Origin of the sequence: Bradyrhizobium sp. BTAi1 (assembly GCF_000015165.1) — a bacterium.
Taxonomy (GTDB): Bacteria; Pseudomonadota; Alphaproteobacteria; order Rhizobiales; family Xanthobacteraceae; genus Bradyrhizobium; species Bradyrhizobium denitrificans.
In genome coordinates, this window is record NC_009485.1 from 1,634,790 (window position 1) to 1,658,109 (window position 23,320).

A 23,320-nucleotide genomic window follows, 5' to 3' on the forward strand; every position below is an offset into this window, starting at 1 on the left:
GCAAACCCATGCCTGCCGTGGTCCGGGGGACGTCAGATAACGAGCCTGGGCGCCATCGGCATCACGCCCTCGCCAGATCATGACGCTCGTCGCAAACTGCTGTCACGGACATCGACTCGGATTTCGACAGGTTGGTCCTTGCACAAAAACTGTTAAATGGCCTGGTCAGATGATGTGATTACTGCGCTGGTCCCGTTGTCTTCGCTTTTGTCGATCGCCGAGGCCCAACCACAATCCGAAACGCTCTAGCGATCGCGTGGCAGACAAGACGACCAGAAGACTGCTGTGTGGAATTCCGCGCTGTCGCTTGAGCATCATCGCATAGCGCAGGGTTCTGCTTGCAAGGCGAAGCGCTGCAATTGCCCCCCAGCGTCGCACTTCAGCGATGATCGTCCTGATCACTTTGTACCTTTACCCTTTGACCGGATTAGCGGCCCGATCGCTCGTCATTTGAGCCACTCCGGCTGTGAGCAAAATGGCGAGGCGACACGGCGAAGTTTACCATGCCGCCACCCGATGACGGGCTGCCATTTTTGTGAATCGCAAGCGGCCTTTGTTGCCTGCCAAGGCTGACACCCAGGTGTGCAGCCAGAGCGCTTGAGCAACAAAGGCCAAGACATCGGCCTCAGAACTGCGCGTGAACCCGGCCGGACAACACCGAGACTGGTCCGCGATCGGCATTGTAGGCGGGGTTCTGCAGGAACTGATAGTCGAAGGTGAAGGTGGCGTCCTTCGCAACCTTCACCGTGTAATAGGTCTCCAGAATCCGCTCCGGCCGGTAGTTGAGGCGGCCGTCGCCGACCAGGATTCCCATGCCACCGGCCGCAAGGAAGTCGCGGTGATCCTTGGAAATCTCGTTGACCGCCCCGGCCAGGCCGACTGTGTCCTCGGGACGGCCCCACGAGGTGCCTTTGATCGATACGCCGCCAGACAGGCTAGAGTCGATATCGGTAAACGCCGAGATCTGGTTCTTGCCGTTGTTCCAGCTCCAGCGCCCGAACACGCCGATGTCATCGGTGACCGCCTGCTCGACATTAAAGACATAGCCGTACTTGATCCGGCCCTGCTGGGTCAGGTCGATCGCGGTAGTGAGGTCCAGCCCGGGCGTTGCAGCCGCCAGATTCAAGGCGTCGCGGTATCCTCCCGAGAGCGTGTCATGCATCCAGCCGATGACGCGCAGCTTGCCCGGCCTCGACAGGACTTCATAACGCGTTTCGAACTCTCCGACATAGCCACCGCGCTTCCCGAGCTCCATGTCGAAGTCATTGGTGTTGGGATGGACGACAACCAGGAAATAGCCGGCGCGCACGGCCCATGCCTGCTGGTTCAATTCCGCCGCCGCGCCGTAGGTCAGCCCGACCATGTCGCCGGGGTAGTCGAACGCGCCGGCCGCCCAGATCGACCAGTTCAGGAATTGAGTGCGCGGGTCCTGAGCGTAGGTGTTGTTGTCGAACATGTCATGCACCGCGAACTTGCCGATCTGGAAGGTGAGGCGCGAGACGTCGCGTTTCCCAGCCATCTGGCCGTAGTCACTTTGGACCGTCTCCTGCTCACCACCGAGGCCGAAGGTCTGCCGCAGGTACAGGCGCGAGGTGATGTAATGAGGATAGGAGAAGTTCGACTTCTGGGCCTCGCCGTTCGGGAAGCCGGCGGCGCCGAACGTCGCGTTCAGGCCATATCCCTGGATCAATTCCGGATTATAGTAGAACTCGCCGCCGTCCCACAGCTTAACGCCGAGGAACAGGCTGTTGCTCCAGGTCTCTCGCGACTGCGCCCCCGGGGTGAAGCTGTTGGTGCTGTAATAGGGCGAGCGAAATGCCGGATAGCCTTGCTGGATGTAGGTCGACTGGCCCTGCATCTCCCAGTAGATGGGCGAGGTGATCGTGTCGCCCGCGCCACTCGGTTCCTTGGCCGAACCGCCGAGCTTGCGGTTGAGGCCGAGCCTGACCGTGTGCAGATCGAAGGTCGAACCGTAGCTCGTGCCCGAGGGCAGCATCACGTTCAACGAGCCGAAATTGCTGTAGAGATACTCGATCCGAGCGGTCCAGTTGCCATCAACGGGCGCCTCGACGCCCGCGCCCGCCACCCAGCCGGCGCGAAAACCGATCTTCTTCTGGGTCGCCGGATCAAACGGATCCTCGGTGAGACGGCCTTGGCTGTAGGCGAGCCCGGCGGTCGCGTAGATAAGCCATCGGGCTGGCGCGTATCCGATCCGCCCACGAAGGCTGCCGTAATAATCGACCTTCTCCGTGACGCGACCATTTGCGTTCACGCCCGACCAGATGATGTCGTCGAAGTCGAGATAGTTCGGGAACGACAAGTCAGTTTCCACGCCGAGCACCACGCGGGAGGGCAACTCACGATTATAGCCGAGCTGCAGGCCGCCGAAGAGCGATCCGACCGACGACTTGAAGGGGGGCAAAGACGGATTGGACTTCGCGCTTCCCCATCCGTAAGCGAGGTTCACGCCACCGTACCATCCGCTCCAATCATAATAAGGGGGCACCACAGGCGCTTTCGCCGGCAGCGCAGGCGCATCGGCCGCCGCAGCGCGATCTCCGCAGGAGAGAGCGCCAAGCGCAATTCCGACAGCGACTGTTTCAGCGATGATTTCTCGAAACACCGCCAAGGGGCGGCTGATCTTGTGATTGGCAGTGATATCGTTAGAGACTTTCGACGACATTGGTTGGCCCCAGCGCTCGACGCATGCCGAGAGCGCAAGGCTTCTCGTTCACTGCGTCCCGACGAACGTGTGTTTCTTTAGTTGGTTGAATGAGATCGGAATGCCTGCGCCGCTTGCCGCGACAGCAGGCCTGCTAGGGTGTTCGTCCATCGATCCCCCCTTCAAAGAACCGGGCCAGCGAAGTTGGCCGTCGCTCAACCCGCCGAGACGGCGAGTTGGGCGATGCGCACGAGGACGAGCCCTGCGGCGACGATCAGATAACCGCGCAGGACGAGCATCCACAGTTTGCTGCCGGCGGCGAGCCGCGCCGGTGGGAGGCGATGGAGCGGCGGCATGCGCCAGTGTTCGCGCTCGGCCAGGTTGGCCGAATCGGCCGGCTTTCGGCCGAGCGCCCCGCTCATTACTGCTGCCACGAGCGCGAGCACGGTGCCCCCGCCAAGAAGGCTCAGGATGACGGTCTCGTCGGTCGCCTCCGGGAACAGGACCGAGGAGGTGAGAACCACGGAAAGCATCACCAGCACCGCGATGACCGCTCCAGTAAACAGGTTCATGCCGCGTCCATTGCACCACGGGCCGAGCACGGCCTTGTCGTTACACAGCAGCAGCAGAAACACCGTGGCGCTCGGCAGCAGCACGCCGGCTAGGGTCTGGACCGCGTTTGTGAGGAGACCGAGCGGGGCGCCGGGGCTGAGGACGAGGCCCGCCGCCACCACGATCAGGCCGCAGTAGACCGCATAAAACCCTTTGGCGTCCTTCGGTTTGCGGTGGAGGGAATGCCTGAGCGAGAGAACGTCGCCGATGGCGTAGGCCGTCGACAGCGAGACCGCCGCGGCGCCGATGATGCTCGCGTCGATCAGCGCGATCGCAAACAGCACGCCCGGCAGCCGGCCGGCATACTTCTCCAGACCGGCGGATACGGCGGCAGCATCCTTGAACTGGCCGAATTCGGCCGTCCCGGTGAACGCCTGGGCGGTGAACGCCATCATGGCGACTGCGCCGACGATAACCAGCACGATCCCGATCCACAGGTCGGCTCGCTGATAGCGAATGAAGCGCGGCGTGATACGTTTGTCGATGACGTAGCTCTGCTGGAAGAACAGCTGCCAGGGCGCGATCGTCGTGCCGACGATGGCGATGATCAGCAGCATGACCTCGCTGAGCTTGGCCCCCTGCGGGAACTGCGGGACGATCAGGTTATGCACGATCTCGGTCATCGGCGGGTGAACCATGATGACGATCGGAACGAGGACCAGGCTGCCCGCGACCAGCACCAGGGCGAACCGCTCGAACTGGCGGAAGTTACCCGTGCTCGCGGCGCCCATGATCACCACCGCCGAAAGCGCAACGCCGAGCTCCTTCGGCAGGCCAAGATAAGACAGGCCAAGCGAAATGCCGATGAACTCGGTGACGATGGTCAGCGCATTGAGCAGAAACAGATCGATGACGCTAAAAGCGCCCCAGAAGCGTCCGAACCGCTCCAGGATCAGGCGGGCATGCCCGACCCCGGTTACCGCGCCGAGACGCAGCACCATCTCCTGGTTGACGTAGAGAACCGGAATCAGTAGCACCAGCGTCCATAGCAGCGCGGTACCATAGTTCTGACCCGCCTGCGTATAGGTTCCGAACGCGCCAGCGTCGTTGTCGCCGACCATCACGATGAGACCGGGCCCTAGAATCGCGAGCAGCGTCTGCAGGCGATGTCGCCAGGTCGTACGGGGGCCGACATCGCCGTGCAAGATGGTCCCGAGCGCGCCGTGGATATGGCCGATATGGGCCTCGTCGAGCACCGCGGTTTCGGTCTCATCGGGTGTGTGCACGTGTATGTTCATCATCGTCTCACTGCGATTGATTTGAACGCTCGGGGCGCTCGATGGAAAAGGAAGGGGTGCGAAACCGACGCTCCACAAGTGGAGCGCAGACGTTCGGGTGATCAGGCCGCAACGAGGCGGCGCCGCGGGGCGTCGTCTCCAGGATCCCACGACGCTCCAGGCGCTGATGGTGACCGGCGCGCGCCACCACCAAGCGAAGGCTCGTGGGTCCAAACGCAGGAAAGCCGTCCGGTCTGTGCGTCCGGCACCCAGGTGCAAATGAGCCGGCGGCGGCTCGGCGGACGGCGGCGAGCCGTCTGCGGAGCTGTCGCGTTCAGCGGCACTTCGCGGGCCGTCGGCAGGCTGACGCGGCTCGGAAACACCTTGAAGGCGAGTATAAAAAGAGCGAATGCCGTGAACATCGCTCACCTCCGATCTTCGTTGGGGTCAACGGCCGGAGGCGAGCGGCAGACAGGAGCCTAAGCTCGAGCTAAGCCTCTCACACGATCCTCAAGGCCGCGGACCGGATATGTCGGCGACGTCGATCGCGCAGACGCGGTCACGACGCCAAAGCTGCTACTGCCCATGTTTCTTTCTGTGTTGCGATTCACCCGAGATGCGACTCCCGAAGTGATGTTTCGCAAGTGCGCCTCTAGTTTGATGATGTCAATCCGAAATATGTGTTTTGGTTGAAGAATTTGAAATGTTCGTAATAGCTCGCAATAGCAGCCGCGCGATCCTGGTCCTGCGCGGGACAACGGTTGAACAAGTCGCCCGTGGCGCAAGCTCAAAGCCAGGGCGGCTGCCACGATATGGGGAAGCGCGGGAGTCCCGGCGAAAACACCCGACAAGCGAGGCCGCGATCATTCCGTGTGAAAGACGGGGCGCCTGCCGCAGGAGCAGCGGCTAGCGCTTGCTGCGACGGGCCTTCAGGAACTGCGCGAATGCACGCAACGTGACTTCCGACACGTGATGCTCGATGCCCTCGGCGTCGGCCTCGGCGGATTCGGTGGGAACGCCCACGGCGCGCAACAGATCGACGACCAGCCTGTGGCGAACGTGCACGCGCTCGGCCAGGGAGCGCCCTTCTTCCGTCAAGAACACCCCGCGATACGGACGCGACGTCGCCAGACCCGCCCGTTTCAGGCGAGAGATCGTCTTGATTGCGGTAGCGTGCGATACGCCAAGGCGTCTTGCGATGTCGGTCGGACGTGCCTCGCCCGTACCCGCCAACAGCTCCGCGATCAGCTCCACATAGTCTTCAAACAAGGCCGTCGATTGGGCCGACCGGGTCTTGCCGAAGCGACGCGCCTGAATGAGCTCGCTGGGCAATTTTCTCGATTGTCGCGCCTTATTTGATGTCGGCGACACCATGGCACGGGTCCTGACGGGCTGAGGATTCCGCTTCAGTGAGAACACATTTTGATCGTCGTGTCAAAAATGTAGCAGAAGCTATATCCTTGGACTGTCTTGACATCTACAAATCGTTCCCCAACTCGTAGCCTGAGCTACATTTTCATGTAAGGGCTGCATGAGCCGAGTGACAGAAACCGTCGTCCCGCGGGGATCGCTTTCCGAGCGGACCGTATCTGCGGCGCGCCAGGTGCTGGAGGGCAGGCACAGCGGCTTGCGGGCCTATTTGGCCTTTGCCGGCCCCGCGGTGATCGCTTCGATCGCCTACATGGATCCCGGCAATTTCGCGACCAATATCCAGGCCGGCGCGAAATATGGTTACGCTCTGCTGTGGGTCGTGCTCGCCGCCAACCTGATCGCAATGCTGTTCCAGGCACTTTCGGCCAAGCTCGGCATCGTGACCGGACGCAATCTTGCGGAGATGTGCCGGGACCACTTTCCGCAGCCGGTCGTGTGGGCAATGTGGGCGGCGAGCGAGATCGCCGCGATGGCGACGGATCTCGCCGAATTTCTCGGTGGCGCGATCGGTCTATCTTTGCTGTTTCACGTGCCGCTTCTGGCGGGAATGGCGGTCACGGCGGTCGTCACCTATGGCGTGCTGATGTTCGAGCGATCGGGCTTCCGTCCGATCGAGCTGATCATCGGCGGCATGGTCAGCGTCATCGCCCTTTGCTACGTGGTCGAACTGTTCATCGCCCCGGTCGATTGGGCGGCGGCTGCGGTCCATTTGGTCCTGCCGCAGATTCCCGACGGCGGGGCGTTGTTGCTATCGGTCGGCATCATCGGTGCCACCGTCATGCCGCACGCGGTCTACCTTCATTCCGGCCTGACGCAGGCCCGTACGCCGGTTCATAACGACGCCGAGCGGCGCAAGCTTCTGCGCTTCTCCAACCAGGAGGTCATCATCGCCTTGGCGGTAGCCGGCCTCGTCAACATCGCGATGGTCATGATGGCTTCAGGCGCATTCCATGCCGGCTATACCGACGTCGAGGAAATCGAAACCGCCTATCACACGCTGACTCCGCTGCTCGGGATCGGCGCCGCGGCGGTGTTCCTGCTGTCGCTCATCGCCTCCGGGATTTCGAGTTCGACCGTAGGAACGATGGCGGGTCAGATGATTATGCAGGGCTTCCTCAGGTTTCGCGTCCCGATTGTTGTGCGCAGACTGGTCACGATGCTGCCCGCATTTATCGTGGTCGCCGTCGGAGCGAATGCAACGAGCTCTCTTGTCATCAGCCAAGTCGTGCTCTCGATCGCACTGCCGCTGCCGATGATCTCGCTCCTGATCTTCACCAGCCGGCGCGACATCATGGGTCAGTTCGCCAACAGCCGGCTGACCTTCCTCGCGGCGCTGCTGGGGACGGCGCTGGTGTTGCTGCTCAACATCTTCTTCATCTTGCAAATCTTCGGTCTGCCGATGCCCGGTTTCGCCGCGTAGCGGATCTGTGCCAACAAGGCATGTTTGCTCGTTTGGCACTTATCATCTCTACCCTGCAATCCAATGATGCTTCCCAGCTCGCGCCGTCATGACCTTGTATTGGCTACGCGCGATATCGCGCAGGCCGGATTCTGCACGTCCAGTTTGCGTTAGGCCCTTGGGGCGTCAAGATGTAGGTGGTCGGCAAAGAAAACGGTATTCGTCCAGCATCGAGCAGAGGAAGCCCAAATGGCATCGATTGAGGAGACATTTATCAATCTGGCGGTTGCAATGCTCCTCGGGGCCGGTATCGGTTTCGAGCGCCAGTGGCGGCAGCGAATGGCCGGGCTTCGTACCAATACTTTGGTGGCGATTGGAGCCGCCAGTTTTGTGGTTTTTGCGAGCCTGATCCCGGGAGACGGGAGCCCCACTCGTGTCGCGGCGCAAGTTGTTTCCGGGATCGGCTTTCTCGGCGCCGGCATCATCTTTCGGGAGGGTATGCAGGTCACCGGACTGAACACCGCGGCCACTCTCTGGTGCTCGGCGGCGATCGGACTGTTGGCGGGCTCCGGTCATCCGTTGCATGCGAGCGTTGCCGCAGCGTTCGTCATTCTGGTCAACCTGCTGCTACGGCCGATCGTACGCCTGATCAATCGTCAGCCAATCGCGCAGGCGGAAACCGACTTTCGTTACCGAGTCAGGATCGTCTGCCGGAGCCCTGAAGAAGCCCATGTTCGTGCCCTGCTTCTCCAGGGAGCGGCTACGGGCCAACTCAGCTTGCGCAACCTCGAAAGCACGGACATCGAGGGCAACGACCGGGTCGAGGTGCATGCTCACCTGACCGCCCATGCGCCAAGCGATACGGTTCTGGAGCAGGTGATTGGGCGGCTCAGCCTCGAGCCCACAGTTTCGGCCGCGGGCTGGAGCGTTGAGCCGCTCGCCGAATAATCCGTTTGAAATTGCGGCCTCTGATCTGGGAGAGGAGGAGGCTGCAGGGGCGAAGAAGAGACGGACTTCTCTTCCGGCCCCGGATCAAAGATGCGGTGCGCTGCGAACCTCTCCCCAAGATGAAAGGAACCTCTCGGTCAAAGAAATGCACGCCGTTCTAACCGGAAGCAATACTGTGCGGGCTCCTTCCGGCATGAAGGTGGTTCTGGTCCTGCCCGCGGCAGCGCGGCCGTAGCCGATCCTGGGGGCCTGCTTAGAGGCCCAATCGTGCGGGACCGCATGCGGGACATGTTTCGACTTGAATAAGAGCTGTCGGTTATGGGTGTCCAAACAGGCCCGGAAATGGAGCAATCCTATTATGGAATAGGCAATCAAAGAGGGATTCTGACTGAAGGCCCTGGATGGAGCGGCCGAGGCGTCCTGGCGGCTTTTCCAATCGCTGGCGCGTTATCGTGTTGGCCTCCTGCCCAGTGACTTGATGGCCGGCTTGACTCTGGCCGCAATTGCCTACCCGAGCAGATGGCGACCTCCCGACTCGGCGGGATTCGCGCCGCAGATCGGCTTCTTTGCATTTATGGCGGGTTCGCTCGGCTTTGCCATGCTGGACTAGTACCTCTGCACAGAGGTTTTGACTCTTTGTTTTTTCGTCGGTTTAGCCGGGACTTTTGGATAGGCGCGGCCGAGTTTGGCCCTGGCCTTCTCGGTCGTAAACATCCAGTTGATTCTGGAGCGCTCGGCGTTGCGGCGTTTTTCCCAGGCTGCGGTCTCTCTGACGAGACGAGCATGGCTGTCGATCCGTCGGTCGAGGCACTGCTGCGAGAGGACGCCGATTTCGATCTCGACCATGTTGAGCCAGCTGGCGTGCTTTGGCGTGTGATGGAATTCGAGACGGCGGAGCAGGCGGCGAGCTTCGTCGGGCGGGAATGCCTGATAGAGTGCGCCGGCCTTGTGGGTCGACAGATTGTCGAGCACAACGCGAATGCGTTCGGCTTTGGGATAGTGCACGTCGACAAGCTCGCGCATGCATTCGGCAAAGTCCTTCGCGGTGCGTCGTTCCGTCACCTTCACCTTGCGCCAGGGCCGGTTCACGTCAATGAGCACGAACAGGTTGGCCGTGCCGTTGCGTCGGTACTCGTAATCGTAACGCTCGATCCGGCCCGGCTTGGCGGGAATCGGTTGACGGGTCTCGCCGATGAGTTGGACCTGGCTCTCGTCGAAGCAGACCACAGGCCGCTGCGGATCGGCCGCTTAGGCCTGCAACTTCGGGAGACAAACATGAAAACCGTCGTCGTCCGGTACAAGGTCAAGCCGGAAAAAGCCGAAGAAAACCAGAGGCTAATCCAAGAGGTTTTCGCGGAGCTCGGTGCCAAGGCCCCTGTCGGGCTGCAATATCTGGTGCTCCGCCTGGAAGATGACAGCTTTGTCCATTTGGCATCAGTGGCTGACAACGCACCGCAACTTGCGACTTTCTCCACATTTCAAAGGTTTCGCCGAGATGCGGAAGCGAGGCGCTTAACCGCGCCCGAGTCCCACAGCGCAACGATCATAGGCAATTACCCGTCAGGCGACCGGTCGAGTCCCTAAGATCAGAACTGACGTAATCGCGTCTATCAAGGCGAGAGGAGATTTCGAGATGATACTGCTTACGGGGGCCACAGGACTTGCAGGTTCCTTTGTCGCGCAGGAGTTCGTTCGTACTCAGCAACGCGTCAGGATTTTGGTGAGGAATCGGGCCAAGGTTGTGCACCTTGCATCGACTCCGACAGTCGACATCGTCGAGGGCGACATGTCGGAAAAAGGAAGCTTGCGCGCTGCGCTTGAAGGGGTCGCACGAGTGCTCATGATTTCGGGACCCGATCCGCAGATGGTCGAGAAGCAGTGCACTTTCGTCGACGGGTGCAAGGAAGCCGGCGTTCGCCACGTGATCAAGTTCTCTGGTCTGGACAGGGCTGAGCCGGGCTCCATTGTGGCTCTTGTGGGTGTTCTGGTATCATCCCCCTATCCTCTAGGCAGGATCTTATTGATCCTCCTGGGAGGATGATCGATTACGCTTGACTCGGATCTCGGCTAGGCCTATGTGGGCGCCTACGGTTCCGACGAGCGTTCGCGCGCGGGGATCGTCTCTCAACCTGAACAAAGCGCCATGGGCAGTACACCCTATGGCAGTGCCACTCCGATCAACCGATCAGGGTTGGCGTTGCCACAACATATCGAGATCGACCGCGACGACCGACGTTGCGTGAGGGTTGGTGGTCGCGCGTAGGCGACCGCGTTTCGCTCACCACCGCCGGCCGCCGGCGGCCCTGGAGGTGAGCGATGTCAAAGAATCTCGCAAAAATCCCGATGCCTCAGCCACGGCGCAACGTGCCGTGCGTGATCGCGGCCTCCAATGACAACCGGCTAAACGTTGGTCGACCCGCGCGGCCGCGGCTCGCTTGTCAATGCTCCTGCTCCCCTTCTCCCGACCGAGAGCGCTCGTTCGCTGTAACGGCTGTCCTGGTGCATGAAGTACACGGGCGGATGCGATTTGTCGTGTCGGCTCTCAAGGGTGATCATGCACAAGCTGCGGCACTGTGCGAGCACTTGCTCGCCACCCGGTCGGTGCAGACGACGCACTTCAATTCGGTCACTGGGAGCCTCGTCGTGACCTATGACCCACTTGTCGGCACACGGGACGTTGTGTTGCGGGCACTTGGCGAACTCGGCTGCTCGGTCATCCTGCCAACGCGGTCTTCTGGCGTCGGCCGTGAGCGTGAGTTTCGCGCCGCGACCTACTTCGGCAAAGCAGCGCTGCACTTTATCCTCGACCATGCTCTCGAAAGCGCGGTCGTCGCCATCCTGTGATGGTCCTCAACGAGCGCCGCAAGAGGCGCTCGTCATCAGGCGTATACCGCGGATGTTCTGATGTTCTTGACGGAAACGGCCGCGGCTCTCGAGAGAAAGCCCCTTTCGGCCACGAATTAAAAATCAGTTCAGTGGTTGCGATCCTCGGCCTTGGTGGGCATCGGTACGGCATCGCCGCGCACGCCCACGGAGGATGGCAATCCAAGGGTCTTGCGGAGAAGGGCGAGCGAGCTCGTTCCCAGATGTTGGATCCGAAGAATCTCCTTGTCCGGCGTTTCCCGTATTTCTCCGATCGTCGTCAAGCCTGCCGCAACGAGCGCCTCTCGCACCCTGAGCGGAAGTTCGACGTTCAGGATCGGCGTGTCATCCGGAAGTTCGGGAGATGGATCGATCATGACCGTTTCCGTTCCACCTGTTGACGATCGGCATTCCTGCGGTCTGCAAACGCAGTTCGGCCGCGTGCGCGAAAAAGGAGGATCGAGTCGATCGGTTCAGCCTCGTATTTGGCGGCAACATGCAGAGCGTAGGCCAGTTCAAGCGCCAAGCCTCATCCTCAAGGTCGCCTTGGGCATGCGAGACATATCATGCACCGTGGCGAGTTGAAAGACTCGCACCAGCACCAGCAGACGCCGTCGGCTCACCGGCAATCGTTTGGCTTTTGATCAAAGAAGGGCGCGAAGCATGGTCCGGCAACGACTGCTGCTGTTGCTGACTGCCGCGCTGCCGCTTCTCAGCAAGAGCGCCTGGCAGGGGAAAGGGAGTCAACTGCGATTGTCGAACTCGGTGGTGCTGGCGAATGGGGGCTGCCGGGTGCTTCGAGTATTTCGCATCAAGAGCTCCGTATTGCGGAGTTCGACCTTTTGCGGGCACGATTCAAGGTTGGCGCGCACTCTCTAATGAAACTCGCGTGCGACGGCAAAGATCAATAGGCCAACGAGGCCGCCGACCAACGTGCCGTTGATGCGGATATATTGCAGGTCGCGACCGACCTGCAGCTCGATCCGCTCGACCAGCGTTTCGGTGTCCCAATTCTCGACCACCTTGCGGATGAACGCCGCAATCTCGGCGCGCCGTGGCGCGACGGTGCGTAGCACCGCGACGCGAAGCCACCGGTTGACGCCATCGTGGATACGCGCATCGTTGAGGAGCCGCTCGCCGATCGCGATCAACAGCTGTTCGATCATATCGGTGAGCCGCGCCTGTGTTGCCGCATCGTCGAGCCGGTCCTCGATGGCGAGAAGGAGCGCATCAATCTGTCCGGTGACCTGGTGGGTGCTCAGGAGATTCGCTTTGATCTCCTCGCCCCTGGCCGCCAGTCCCGGGTCGGTGGCGAGATCGTCGATCAGCCGGGTTACGGTCGCGGCGAGCTCGACACGCCAGGGATGGCCGGGCTCGCGCATCTCGTCCAGAATCCGCCTCACGCCTGCGATGATCTTGTCGGCGAGAAGGCCGTCGATCCATTTCGGGATCAGGCGCGAGGTTTGCTTCGCGACCTTGGATTTGATGAGCTCGCGGTTGTTCCCGAGTGCCGCGCTTGTGTGGTCGAGCAGGTGCTCGATGACCGTCTGCATCTCGCCATGGGCCCAGAGCAGCGAGAGCAGGCGGGAGGCGAGCGGGGCGGCGGGGACGGCTTCGATGCCGCGCCGCACGGCTTCGCCCATGAAGGCGTTGAAATCCTCGCGCGGCAGCGCGCGCAACCCCCGCTGCAGCAACAGCGTGGCGCGTTGGGCGACATTGCGCGCATTGCCGCCGCGCAGGATCCAGCGCGCGACCCAGCCGGAGAAGTCGACATCTCTGATGCGCTCGGCGAGCACCCGCGGCGAGAGGAAGTTGTTGGCTATGAAGCGGCCGATGGCGATGCCGATGCGCTCCTTGCTGTGTGGCACGATGGCGGTGTGCGGGATCGGCAGCCCAAGCGGGTGACGGAACAGGGCGACCACCGCGAACCAGTCGGCGCAGGCGCCGATCATCCCGGCCTCTGCAAAGGCGCGAAGATAAGCGAGCCAGGGCAACTCGCGCTCGCCGATTGACGTCAGGATGAAAAGCACCAGCATCAGCACGAGCAGCGCGGTGGCGAAGAAGCGCATACGGCGCAAGCCGGCGCGCCGCTCGCCCGCCATGGCACTCGGCGCGGGCGCAAGGACGCGCCGCAGCCGCGATGCGGCAAGATCAATGGCGGAGGGCATCGGACTTGCGCGCCGCAAGCTCGTCATAGCGGGCCCGGATATTGGCGCTGCCATAGCGGCGCTCGAGCCGACGCAAGGCGAAGTGGCCCTGTGCGATCCTCTGGAAATGATCCATGAAGATCATGTTTACCGTGGCGCCGCCAAGCGCGCCGAGCACCGGCAGCGCGCCGGCCGCGACCTTGTCGGAGACGACCAGGCCAAAGCGCGAGACGATTTCGCTGACGAAACCTGCGACGACGGGCGCGGAGGCGTCGATTGCGCCGCGCTCCAGCGCCAGCGCCGCGACGTCATGAGTGTATTTTGAGATCAAGGCGCGGGCGGCATAGTAGCCGACGTCGATATTGTCGGCGTCGGGCTTGGCGCCATAAGCGAAGACCTCGAGACAGGCGAGCCGCGCCTCGAGGGTGGCGAGGTCCTCGCCCTGGTGCTGGGCGATCTCCGCGATCGCCCGCAGCATCAGCGTCGTCGTCATCGGCAGTTCGACCGCGAGCGCCCCAAAGCCGAACAGGCCGCTGACGCCGCCGGTGACGCCGGCGAGAAAGGAGGAGAAGCCGATCGCGGGCGTCCGCGGTGGCTTTTCGTCCAGCGTATCGACGGCGACTTCCAGTCCCTTCATGACGGCCTTGCGCACCAAGCCGCTGAGCTGCCGGTTCACGGGCTTGGGCAGGAAGCCGAGCACGCGATGCACCGGCACGCCGGCATAGTCGGCGAGCCTGGCCGCGAAATTCCGGCCTTCCAGCTGCCTGACCGCATTCTTTAGGGCGGCGTCGTCGGCCGGGGCGATGGCAAACAGGGTGACATCATCGGTCATTGGTAGCGCAGGATTGGGCGGATGCCGTTGCCGCTAGCGAGGATCGCCGAGCCGTTACTGATCAGCGCCGTGACCTCCGGCGTGATCAGCCCGCCCGGCAATGCCAACGCCAGTGCGAGCGTGTTGAGCGCGGCGACGATCGCATAGTTCTGCTTGATGAGGCTGACCGCGCCTTGCGAAATTTCGATCGCCTTGACCAGCTTCCACAACGAATCCTCCATGAGGATCACGTCGGCGGATTCATGCGTGACTTCCGCGCCGTGTTTCATGGCGATGCCGACATCGGCAAAAGACAGTGCGGGCGAGTCGTTGATGCCGTCGCCAACCATGGCGACGCAGCGGCCCTCGCGTTGCAGCTCCTGGATTACGCTGGCCTTGTCGGCCGGCAACATGTCGGCAAAATGGCGCGTCAGGCCGAGATCGCCGCAGACGGCGCGTGCGACCACCGCATTGTCGCCCGTCAGCATGATGGTGTTCCTGATGCCGCGCTCATGGAGCGTGCGGATCACTTGCGGGCTCTCGTCCCGGATCTTGTCCGAATAGGGCACGAGGCCGGCGAGCTTGCCATCGACGGCGATGTAGAGGCTGGAAAAACCGCGCTGGTCGAGGCCGGCGCGATCGCGCGCCGACCTCTCGGTCCGGATGCCGCTCTGGCGCATGAAGCGCTCGTTGCCGACGTGCAGGTAGTAGCCATTGACCTGGCCTTCGACGCCGAGCCCGATCCGGTACTTGGTCTCGTTGCAGGGCGGCACGTTGACGGCAAGTTGCCTTGCCTTGCTGCGCAGCGCCTCGGCGACGGGATGCTGCAGCTTGGTCTCGGCGGCAGCCGCCAGCCCAAGCAGATGGTTCGGCGTGATGTGACCCTGGTAGGGGATGATATCGAGCACCGCAGGGTGGCCGTGGGTGAGGGTGCCGGTCTTGTCGAACACGATGGTGTCGATCTCGGCGAGCTTTTCCATATGGCCGCCGCTTTTGATGATAATGCCGGCGCGGGCGGCATGCGTCATCGACGACAACACTGCCGTCGGGGCGGCGACGCGAATCCCGGTGCCATAGTCGACAATGACAAGCGACAGGAAGCGGTTGAAGTCACCGGTCACGGCTGCGGTCGAGGCGGCGAGCGCGAGCGTCGGCGTCACCAGGCGGTCCGCGAAACGCTCCGCATGATTTTGCATCCGCGTGTCGCCTGTCGGCGCCGACTCCACCAGCCGCACGATCTGGCCCGCGGTGGTCGCGGCTCCGACGCGCAGCGCGCGCACGGTGATCTGGCCTTCGCGGATCACGGTCGCCGCGAATGCCGCCTCGCCTTTGCCGCGGCTGACCGGCAGGCCTTCACCGGTGATGGTCTTCTGGTCGATGGTCGCGTGGCCATCGACGATTTCGCCGTCGACCGGAATCATCTCGCCGGGATAGACCACAACGAGATCGCCGGCCTGCAGCTCGGCGGCGGAGACCGATACCACAGTATCGCCGAGTAGCACCCAGGCGGTCCTGGACTGGAATTCAAGCAGCTCGCTGATCGCGCGCTTCGATCCGGCGGCGGTGAGATCGCGTATCCAGTCGCCGAGCTTGATCAGCCAGGTGATGATGCATCCGGCCAGCGGATTGCCCTGCATGACCGAAGAGGTGATGGCAAGCGTGTCGAGCACGTCGATATTGAGCCGGCGTTCGGTGTCCCAGACCTTCCAGGCGCGCCTTGCGATCGGCAGCGCGTTGTAGAGCATCAAGGGCAGGTTGACCGCGGTGACCACGGGATTGGCGCTGAAGGCCATGAAGAGCGAGAGCGTGGGAAGCGCCATCGGCGAGTCTTTTGCGACCTCCGGCGGCTTTGCGGGCGGAGCGTCTTTCAGCGCCTGTGTGCAGAATGCTTTCACCTCGGACAGGCTTAAAGCCTTGAACCGCTCCAGCACTGCAAGCAGCATGCTCTCGTGGGCCGGGTCATATTCCAGCACCAGGCTCGCGCAGTCGTAATTGATCCGCGCGCTGCGCACGCCGGACTGCGCGCGCAGCCAATCCAGCAGCCTCTCGGCAAGTCTGCGATTGCGGCCGAGGTCGGGGACGTTGAGCCTGACGCGTCCGCGCATCGCATGTCGAAGGGAATATTCCATGAAGCTCTCGATTTCGGCGGCCGGCCTTGAGCTTAATCAGCCCGGCGCGAAAGCCTCCTCTTTCTCCGGAGCATCGGCCTCGCCCATATTGGCCTGGATCATGTTATTGAGCGCGAAGATCGACAGCGTGACCCAGACCGGGGTTGCGGCATTGGCGCCGACTTCGAAGATTGTGAAACCGGCAACGCCCACGGCGAGCACGATCTTCAGGTCGACGACGTTGCCAGTCGCTATCTTGATCTGGCGGTCGAAGTCCTTGAAGTAATCGACGACGACCTTTGCCGTATGCGAATGCTCGGCGAGATATTCCGCTTCCTGCTCGATCCTGTTGGCGAGCACGTCGATCTCGTTGGTCGGCGGCTTGAACTGACCGCCGGTCTGGCGCTGCAACTGGCCATGAAATTGGTCGTGACGTTCGGTGTCGTAGTGCAGAACCACGCTGCCGGTGGTCGGATTGACGGTGACTTCCTCGATGCCTGGGATTGCGTTGAACATCTGCTGAATCTGCTCGATCAGCTCAGGGTTCTCCTTCACCTTCGGCACTTTCAGGCGAATGCGCCCAGGCACCTGATGGGCGATCTGCACCTTCATTTTCGTCATCGGCGGTCTCTGGTTTTGTCGGGCCGCACCATTGCCACGCGTCCTGAACCCGCGCGCGGGTCCCGGACGCCGAATGGTCGTCAATCGGCCGCTTGCCTCGCTGACAAGCTGTCGGCCTCAGGCCGCGTGCTTCGTCGGCGGTTCGTCCGCCGCCGGCTCCTTGGCTGCCGCTTCGTTTTCGGCCTTCACCTCGGCGACGATATCGTGCACCTGCTCCTGCGCTTCGGCGAACATTTCCTTCGATTTCTGCGCCAGCTTGTAGGTGCCCCGCACCGTCGACTTGAACAGCGGATTGAGCGCGCCGGCGAGCCGCGGGAAATATTTCGGTGCAGCGACCGCGGCAACGCCAAGCGCGATGCCGGGCAACAGCGCCGCCTCGAACACGGCCGCGCCGACGGCGACGACCGCAACGGTGGCAACGGCAGTTCTCAGCCCACTGTCTTCCTCGCCCTCGCGGACATGTCCCTCATGTGCTTCGGCCTCACGCGGGGCAGCCTCATCGGTCGAAAATGAAGCCTGGCCATTACCTGTCGGCATCCTAAAACCCCTTTTCTGTCGAACGCATAAACAGCGCAAACAACGGCCTCCTTGGATAGGAGCCGAGTTCAATGACCTTACGACAGTTTTATGACAGTCATATCAACGTGGGGTGGGCATGCTTTTTTCGTTCACCGCCGCGAGCGACCGTCAGACCGGATATCGCGCGCGAATGGTGCTCGCGCGCGTCAGCGGCGCGCCATGGCGACTCGCGTCTCCGGAGGCGATTTCAGTCGAATCGAGCGCACGCTCAACCGTCTCCGAAATCGCCGGTTCGAACTCGGCGGTAACTTTCGTCAGAGTGGGATCTGCTCTCGATCGCCATGTCGGTCATGGCGGCCGCGGCGGGCTTGCGCAACCGGAGCTCGGATGAGTGGACGCGCGAGTTCGAACTCGAAATCGCGTCGGCGAGAGCCGCCGGTGATGGTATCTGAATCACTGCGATGTGCGAGCTGTATCAGTCTTGATTGCGCACGCGGCACGCGATGCTAGCTCTAGTCTGCCCTTGTTTTGATCGGCTGATCGCTATGCACATTGTTTCAGCATTTGCTAATTATTCTTGCGAATTCTGAAGATTGGGATCAGCATTCGGACCCGAGGGACAACACGACGCCGGAGAGAGTCGTCGAAATGCCCGAACCTCGTCGGTTGCAGTTGTCTCGCTTCAGATGGAGGGGGCCGATGTCTAGGACTTTCGTCCTCGTTGGTACGACGCTCGCGATCGCCGCCTCGCCGCTCTTGCTGGCTCAACCAGTGTCCGCGGGCGCATCCGCCAGCGCACCGTCGAAATATAGCCAGAGCCACCAAGTCGTGGTGGCGCATCAGGTGCTTCACCCGGTGAAGACTGACTACCCAATCACGGAGTATTCGTCCTCCTCCGCGAAGAAGATGTCGCCACGGAAGTAGTCTCGACCGAGCGTCCGATTGATCGATTTGAGGTGATCGCCTGCTGTCAATCGGCGTGTGCGCGCGCGGGCACGCTGGCCTGATCGAGAGGGTTGTTCCGGCGGACGAGGTCACGCGCTGTTGGCAGCACGACCGGGAGGAGGTCATCGATCTCCTTTGCGGTCATGCCCGGCCGGACGCGCGGCTATTCGATTCACACATTTTTGAGCCTCAAAGTGGTGCCGTATTTGATGCGGCGGAAGGCTTCGAGGCCCACCCGCATCACCATTGGGCCGGGCTTTCCGTAGTAGGCGGTCCATCCTCCGAGCCGAGCGATGACCCATGCAGCGAAGGCAAGCGTACCTTTTCGGTGTGGGTTCTTTTGCTTCTCGGTAGCTCCCTCGAATTCGGCAGAGAGAGCTTCGAGCACAGGCCGATCGTCGGGGTCAAAGGCCTCGATCAATTTTTCCTCGGTGGTTCCGTCACGGGCGCGCACCAGTTGCATGATGGTGACCGCGGCCACAGCGGCTGCCGCGACAAACTTGATCATGACTTCTGGCTCACCAATGTCGGCCTCCTCGATATCAAAGCCTGCCGATTTGAGCGTGCGAAAGAACTCCTCGATCGTCCATCGCTTACGATAGAGATCGACAATCCGACGTGCTTGCTTTGAGCTCCTCACGACGTGAGTGGTGAGGAGCCGCCAATGGATCGACTCGCCGTCATGGGTCGATGACACCTCTCGAACATCCACGATGGTCAGTCGGACCGTATCGGGCAGATCAGGTGCTGGGCTTGGATGCGGCCTGCATAGCGTTACGGGTGAGAAGCGCAAGGCAAGCTCGGCCGTCCGCTCCTTGCGGCCCGGAGCTGCAGGTATCGTCACGCTGAACCGGGCTGCTTCCGGCAGGCCATCGACGAATGCAAACTGACTCGTAAAAGTCCCGGATTTCAATTTGATCTTCCGGTTCCAATTGGCTCGGACAAGCAGCTCCACATTCGGCGGACGTCGCACGAAGTGTTCGTAAATATCGCTTTCCCGGTCGGAGATGACGGTGATGCTCTGCGCTGCAGATAGAGTCTCGCCGGCTTTCGTCGCCGTCGAGAGCCAATATTGAGACTCTTTATCTGCTATCGCTCGCGAGCGCCGGGCCGTCACCTTGCCCTTGTCCCGATTCCAAACCTGCGCATCAACAAGTCCCAGCAATGCACCATTTTCGGCATCAAGCGCGAGCGCCGCATGCAGCAGCAGCCCACGTGTTCCACCTCCTTTGCCGACAGGTCCATATCCATTGGCTTTCGCGCGTCGCCCGCCAATTATCAGTTCGCTGTTGTCTTGAACCACGATGATCTCGCGACCGGCAACACGTAACGCCGTGCGCGCTGCCGCGTGGCTCGCCATCTCTTCGACGCCTACTCGTTCGTTGCGCAGAAAGCGCGTGAACTGCATCTCTCGCGCACGGTTCCCGGCAAGACGTCGAATCCGCGAACATGGCCGTCGAACAAGCGCCGCATGCAGCAAGGCCCCCCTTTTTCGAGGCGGCGATCGCCAAATCGCCCCAGTCCAATCTCTATCGACATGCAAATGCCCCGCGTAAAGACCTGCCTCCACCAAGGAATCAGTCCTCAACGAGCCTCGCAACCCAAAAAGATGTGTGCATTCAATAGCGGACGCGCGGATCATAGAGAATGTTAAGCAGAAGCTGATCGTAGATGTCGAAGAAGCCCATCTGGACGTCGTCATTGAACATGGTCCAGGGCACGGATGCGCCGTCGTTGATCGCTCCCAATCCCTGCAGCAATTCCTCATATGCGCAATCGTAGAAGGCGAAATCGCCGGCGTCGACCGGCAGCAGGATCACCTCCGCCCGCCGAATGCGATAGGCGCCGTCCTTGGCGATGCCCGATAGGCATTGCGGATTGAGGGAATGCTCGATCTGCCGGGCCCCCTCATTGCCAAAGCGGGCGCGCATGGTTGGCAGCAGGTCTCGTGCGCTCACCAGCGTCACTACAAAATTAGCGGCCTTCCGGTCGGTGGTCGCCGCAATGTCGAGATGATCGATGCGCTGGCGGATATCGGCGATCACTGCGTCGAGCGCTACGACGCGTTCACGCGGGACCTTGCCGTCGACGAAGATCCGGACCGGTTCGTCGAATTTGCGGATGCGATGCGTCCGCGCCCCAATTTGCAGTTCAGCGTCGAGCGCGATCTTGAAGAACCCATCGCGGATCTCGGCGTCGCTGAACGTCCGCCGTTGTTCGGCGCGGCGGCTCCAAATATCCGGATTTTCTGCGAGTGCCGGAACCGCGAGGACGCTGAGTGACGTCGCAGCACCAATGCCTATCGCCAATAGCCGGATCATCGTTCGTGGATGCCTCGTGAGACCGCGCCCCTTCCTTAAGCAAGACTCGTACCGATTGTCTCGGTCGTGTCCGCGCGCGGCGGCGCGAGCCTTGGACCAAATATCTCCGACGGGCGGGTAGGAATTCGAGGGGTGGCGGTTAACGATCGCATAGGCGCGGCATAGAGCCGGCGCGGCCAAGGTCGGAGCCAACGTGATGGATATGGTTGATATGGATGCGGCAATGAAACGACCTGGATTTGCAATGTCCGGCCGGGCAAATGATCCGCGACGCCGGTCCAGCGATTTAGCCGGAAGGGAACTTTGTGGCGCGAAAAACCCATCCTCATGGTTTGCCTGAGCGTCGGTTTGTTGGTGACGGTCGAACCTCCCGCGCTCGCGCATCCACCTCGCCGCCGGCGCCGGATGGCCTGCTAAGAAGCGGGCCGCGACATGGGGCGCCAATCGCGACGGCATCTTTACTTGCGACGAATGGAAGGCCTTTGCCAACCGGACATTCGCCCTGGCGGACTGCAATCGAGACGGAAAGCTCGGCAAGGCCAAATTCGCGACGGTGCCAAGAGCCGACGCTGCCTTGGCCGATGCCGATTTCGGATACTTCGACGAGAACCAGGACGGCAAGGTTACGCGCAAGGAGTTTGTCGAGAAGCCGAGCGCATTCATCATGCGTTTCGACGGGAACGGCGATTGTCGCGTCGCGGGCGACGAATTAAACGGCGACTGCCCCCACGGGTCCGCAGGGGCCGGTCGAGGGGGCACGGGATAGGTTTCAGACGACTGCGACAACAGCTCCGTCCCGCGACCTGGTCGCGGGGCGGTGCCCGAACTGAGGCCGTTAAATACCTGCTATATCATTTGATCACCGGGATTGTCGCCCGCACGTCAGCAACTTGTCAGGTCTGGTTTGGTACCCCCTTAACATGTGCAACATGCGACGAGGCGTGGATCATGGGGGCCATCGATTCATCCCGGCGGGCAGACATGGGTTGGGACGCGCTGATCTTGTCATCGGGGCTCCTTCTGTTCGTTTTGCTCGTGCTTGCCCATGTCGGTACCGATGGCAGTGGATACGCTGATCGGATCATTAGCTATGCCACCGCCATTCTGGTTTGCGTTGGAATTTTCTGGCTGGCCGTTCGACCCTACGGCAACCGGTTTTCCGGTATCGACCTAAGACCTCGAATTATCCTGGCTCGGCTCCAGGCCGACCGCATCGCGAGAACTTTGGCGCGCATCGTTCTGTTTCTAATGACGCTGTCCTCTTGCGTAACGATTCTTCTGTCGTTCAGGCATGTTGGCGCGAGCTGGAACGAGAAATTTTGCGAACTCATAGCGCACGGTGCGCTTGCATTGGTAGGCATCTATACGGTCGTGGTCGCGACCGCCAGCCGTCAGCGAGTCCGGAGCATCATTGGACAAACCGAGTAACTAGCTTGCGCGACCTGCCACCTATTCAGTTCAGGAACGGGCCGCAACGCCAGAGTCCCCTGAGCGACTTGGCGATGCCCAGAGGAGGGCTGTCCGTGACCTTGCCCTCAATTTTATCCAGGTCTGAGTTCGTTCGGGCGGTTGCATGTGTCCATATGGGCGGTGTTAGCGGCGGAAGCTGGCGCGGAGCTCTCGGCATAGCGTAGCGGCAGATCCCGACGCGGGGACCGCGTCCAAGCCCGAGCGTCTTCGTTTCACGCGGCGAGCGTGCCCAAAGAGTAACCCCGCCGCGCTGAGAACGCGACGGGGTTGAAACGAGGCCTGCGGTTGAAGGCCCGCATGAAGCGGTCATGACAGCCAATCCTAAAGATTTCTGCAAGCCATTTGGCCCGATTTGATCTACCCGCCCTGCGTCGATCCGATGGCCGATCCACGAACTCGAGCACTACGTTCACTACGACGACTGCTCTCAGCTGCGCGGCTATTCCTACAAACGCCGCGCCATGGTCGCGCTGCGCACGACCAAGATTCAAGCCATCCGCCGTCCACGTGGTAGCTAGAGCCGAAGAATTCCACCATCCGACGCGATCGGATCAGCGAGGGGCTCCCCGGCTCGTTGCGACTGTGGACGACTGCCTCAACACCCTCGCGCGAGAGAGCCTTTGCGATTGCGATCCAGAATTACCCCTGAGGGGCCGCCAAGGACACCTCTATCGGGACCCCTACGATGGTAGTCTTCGGTATTTTGACACCGGAATCCCGAAGTTAGGTCAAGTTTATGGTTTACGGTTTGTGAATAAGTCTTGCGTAGCCTGGAGCCCGACGCGGAAACAACTCAACATAGGTTCCATGCCAGTCCCAACAGCACGGACGCTTGAGCAGGTTGTCAGGTTGCAGCGAAGCTGGCGGCTGCAATACATGATGGAAATCGCCAGGCTCTTTCTAAAGCAATAAGGCTCCCGCGGTTGGAGCGCCGGTCTTAAGAAGCAAGGTCAGGGCTTACATACCGGGGACAAACGTTAAGTCTGTCGCGGGTTCTCCAAAGAGTACCCCGCGTGCCGCGCTCGAGCAAATGGGTGGCGAAGCTATGACGGAGCGCAAGAAGGGAAATCGCGCCGTGTGCAGTCTCGAGGCTTTGGCCGCCTGCTTGGACAGTCGACTGAACTGAGACGTGGTCAGCGGCCGGATGTCGACCGCGAACGGGGAACTGCCAGCGGTGTTCCGGCGCAACGCCGCTGTCATGCCTAAGTAGCACCTCCACCATTGCCGTAACAGACCTAGGACCTCTG

18 protein-coding genes and 2 pseudogenes are annotated in these 23,320 nt (G+C 61.6%); 8 read left to right on the forward strand and 12 right to left on the reverse strand.

What is annotated here, in order from left to right; translation table 11 throughout:
* Positions 1–625: 625 nt before the first annotated feature.
* The 3 genes from BBTA_RS07220 to mntR all read right to left on the reverse strand — a co-directional run bounded on the left by BBTA_RS07220 (position 626) and on the right by mntR (position 5,865).
* Complete coding sequence (locus tag BBTA_RS07220) at positions 626–2,683, reverse strand: carbohydrate porin (RefSeq protein WP_083780620.1); 2,058 nt, start codon at positions 2,681–2,683, stop codon at positions 626–628.
* Between the two features lie 194 nt (positions 2,684–2,877).
* Positions 2,878–4,512, reverse strand: a complete 1,635-nt coding sequence (locus BBTA_RS07225) for an NRAMP family divalent metal transporter (protein ID WP_012041806.1) — start codon at positions 4,510–4,512, stop codon at positions 2,878–2,880.
* 885 nt (positions 4,513–5,397) lie between these two features.
* Positions 5,398–5,865, reverse strand: a complete 468-nt coding sequence (mntR, locus tag BBTA_RS07230) for a manganese-binding transcriptional regulator MntR (RefSeq protein ID WP_049795327.1) — start codon at positions 5,863–5,865, stop codon at positions 5,398–5,400.
* Between the two features lie 157 nt (positions 5,866–6,022).
* Here mntR and BBTA_RS07235 point away from each other — a divergent pair, with 157 nt between their 5' ends.
* The 3 genes and pseudogenes from BBTA_RS07235 to BBTA_RS41265 form a co-directional block, all read left to right on the forward strand.
* A complete protein-coding gene (locus BBTA_RS07235) occupies positions 6,023–7,342 on the forward strand; it encodes an Nramp family divalent metal transporter (RefSeq protein WP_012041809.1) in 1,320 nt (439 codons plus the stop codon).
* Positions 7,343–7,570: 228 nt separating this feature from the next.
* Positions 7,571–8,269, forward strand: coding sequence for an MgtC/SapB family protein (locus BBTA_RS07240; protein WP_012041810.1), 699 nt, complete (start codon positions 7,571–7,573; stop codon positions 8,267–8,269).
* Between the two features lie 397 nt (positions 8,270–8,666).
* Positions 8,667–8,873 (forward strand): annotated as a pseudogene (locus BBTA_RS41265) (SulP family inorganic anion transporter); the annotation flags it as partial.
* 2 nt (positions 8,874–8,875) lie between these two features.
* Here the strand turns inward: BBTA_RS41265 and BBTA_RS07245 are convergent.
* A pseudogene (locus BBTA_RS07245) lies at positions 8,876–9,517 on the reverse strand (IS630 family transposase); the annotation flags it as partial.
* A gap of 27 nt (positions 9,518–9,544) precedes the next feature.
* Here BBTA_RS07245 and BBTA_RS07250 point away from each other — a divergent pair.
* The 3 genes from BBTA_RS07250 to BBTA_RS39945 all read left to right on the forward strand — a co-directional run bounded on the left by BBTA_RS07250 (position 9,545) and on the right by BBTA_RS39945 (position 11,113).
* Positions 9,545–9,853 (forward strand): hypothetical protein, encoded by a 309-nt coding sequence (locus BBTA_RS07250; protein ID WP_041750430.1) that lies wholly within the window; start codon positions 9,545–9,547, stop codon positions 9,851–9,853.
* 49 nt (positions 9,854–9,902) lie between these two features.
* Positions 9,903–10,310 (forward strand): SDR family oxidoreductase, encoded by a 408-nt coding sequence (locus BBTA_RS07255; RefSeq protein ID WP_049795329.1) that lies wholly within the window; start codon positions 9,903–9,905, stop codon positions 10,308–10,310.
* Between the two features lie 275 nt (positions 10,311–10,585).
* Positions 10,586–11,113, forward strand: coding sequence for an HMA2 domain-containing protein (locus BBTA_RS39945; protein WP_148221414.1), 528 nt, complete (start codon positions 10,586–10,588; stop codon positions 11,111–11,113).
* Between the two features lie 128 nt (positions 11,114–11,241).
* Here the strand turns inward: BBTA_RS39945 and BBTA_RS07265 are convergent, their stop codons facing one another.
* From BBTA_RS07265 to BBTA_RS38105, 6 genes are all read right to left on the reverse strand, one after another.
* Complete coding sequence (locus tag BBTA_RS07265; RefSeq protein WP_012041817.1) at positions 11,242–11,508, reverse strand: DNA-directed RNA polymerase subunit alpha C-terminal domain-containing protein; 267 nt, start codon at positions 11,506–11,508, stop codon at positions 11,242–11,244.
* 498 nt (positions 11,509–12,006) lie between these two features.
* On the reverse strand, positions 12,007–13,299 hold the full coding sequence (locus tag BBTA_RS07275; RefSeq protein WP_049795330.1) for a DUF445 domain-containing protein: 1,293 nt from the start codon (positions 13,297–13,299) through the stop codon (positions 12,007–12,009).
* Positions 13,283–14,110, reverse strand: a complete 828-nt coding sequence (locus BBTA_RS07280) for an EcsC family protein (RefSeq protein ID WP_012041820.1) — start codon at positions 14,108–14,110, stop codon at positions 13,283–13,285. The genes BBTA_RS07275 and BBTA_RS07280 overlap by 17 nt, the downstream gene beginning before the upstream one ends.
* Entirely contained in the window at positions 14,107–16,218 is a 2,112-nt protein-coding gene (locus tag BBTA_RS07285) for a heavy metal translocating P-type ATPase (protein WP_012041821.1), read from the reverse strand. The genes BBTA_RS07280 and BBTA_RS07285 overlap by 4 nt, the downstream gene beginning before the upstream one ends.
* 36 nt (positions 16,219–16,254) lie before the next feature.
* A complete protein-coding gene (locus tag BBTA_RS07290) occupies positions 16,255–16,818 on the reverse strand; it encodes an HMA2 domain-containing protein (RefSeq protein ID WP_148221415.1) in 564 nt (187 codons plus the stop codon).
* 117 nt (positions 16,819–16,935) lie between these two features.
* Positions 16,936–17,355: a DUF5132 domain-containing protein gene (locus BBTA_RS38105; RefSeq protein WP_012041823.1), complete on the reverse strand. Its 420-nt coding sequence runs from the start codon at positions 17,353–17,355 to the stop codon at positions 16,936–16,938.
* 681 nt (positions 17,356–18,036) lie between these two features.
* Here BBTA_RS38105 and BBTA_RS07300 point away from each other — a divergent pair.
* Positions 18,037–18,261 carry a hypothetical protein gene (locus BBTA_RS07300; RefSeq protein ID WP_041750434.1) on the forward strand — a complete coding sequence of 75 codons (225 nt, stop codon included), beginning with the start codon at positions 18,037–18,039 and terminating at the stop codon, positions 18,259–18,261.
* 193 nt (positions 18,262–18,454) lie between these two features.
* On the opposite strand, the gene BBTA_RS07305 is transcribed toward BBTA_RS07300, so the two are convergent.
* Both BBTA_RS07305 and BBTA_RS38715 read right to left on the reverse strand, forming a co-directional pair.
* Complete coding sequence (locus BBTA_RS07305; RefSeq protein WP_148221416.1) at positions 18,455–19,690, reverse strand: IS4 family transposase; 1,236 nt, start codon at positions 19,688–19,690, stop codon at positions 18,455–18,457.
* 211 nt (positions 19,691–19,901) lie between these two features.
* Positions 19,902–21,269 (reverse strand): DUF2927 domain-containing protein, encoded by a 1,368-nt coding sequence (locus tag BBTA_RS38715; RefSeq protein ID WP_083780622.1) that lies wholly within the window; start codon positions 21,267–21,269, stop codon positions 19,902–19,904.
* A gap of 282 nt (positions 21,270–21,551) precedes the next feature.
* Between BBTA_RS38715 and BBTA_RS07320 the strand changes: the two genes are divergently transcribed.
* The gene (locus tag BBTA_RS07320; RefSeq protein ID WP_012041828.1) at positions 21,552–22,031 is read left to right on the forward strand and encodes a hypothetical protein; all 480 of its coding nucleotides are present in this window, start codon (positions 21,552–21,554) and stop codon (positions 22,029–22,031) included.
* Positions 22,032–23,320: the final 1,289 nt, after the last annotated feature.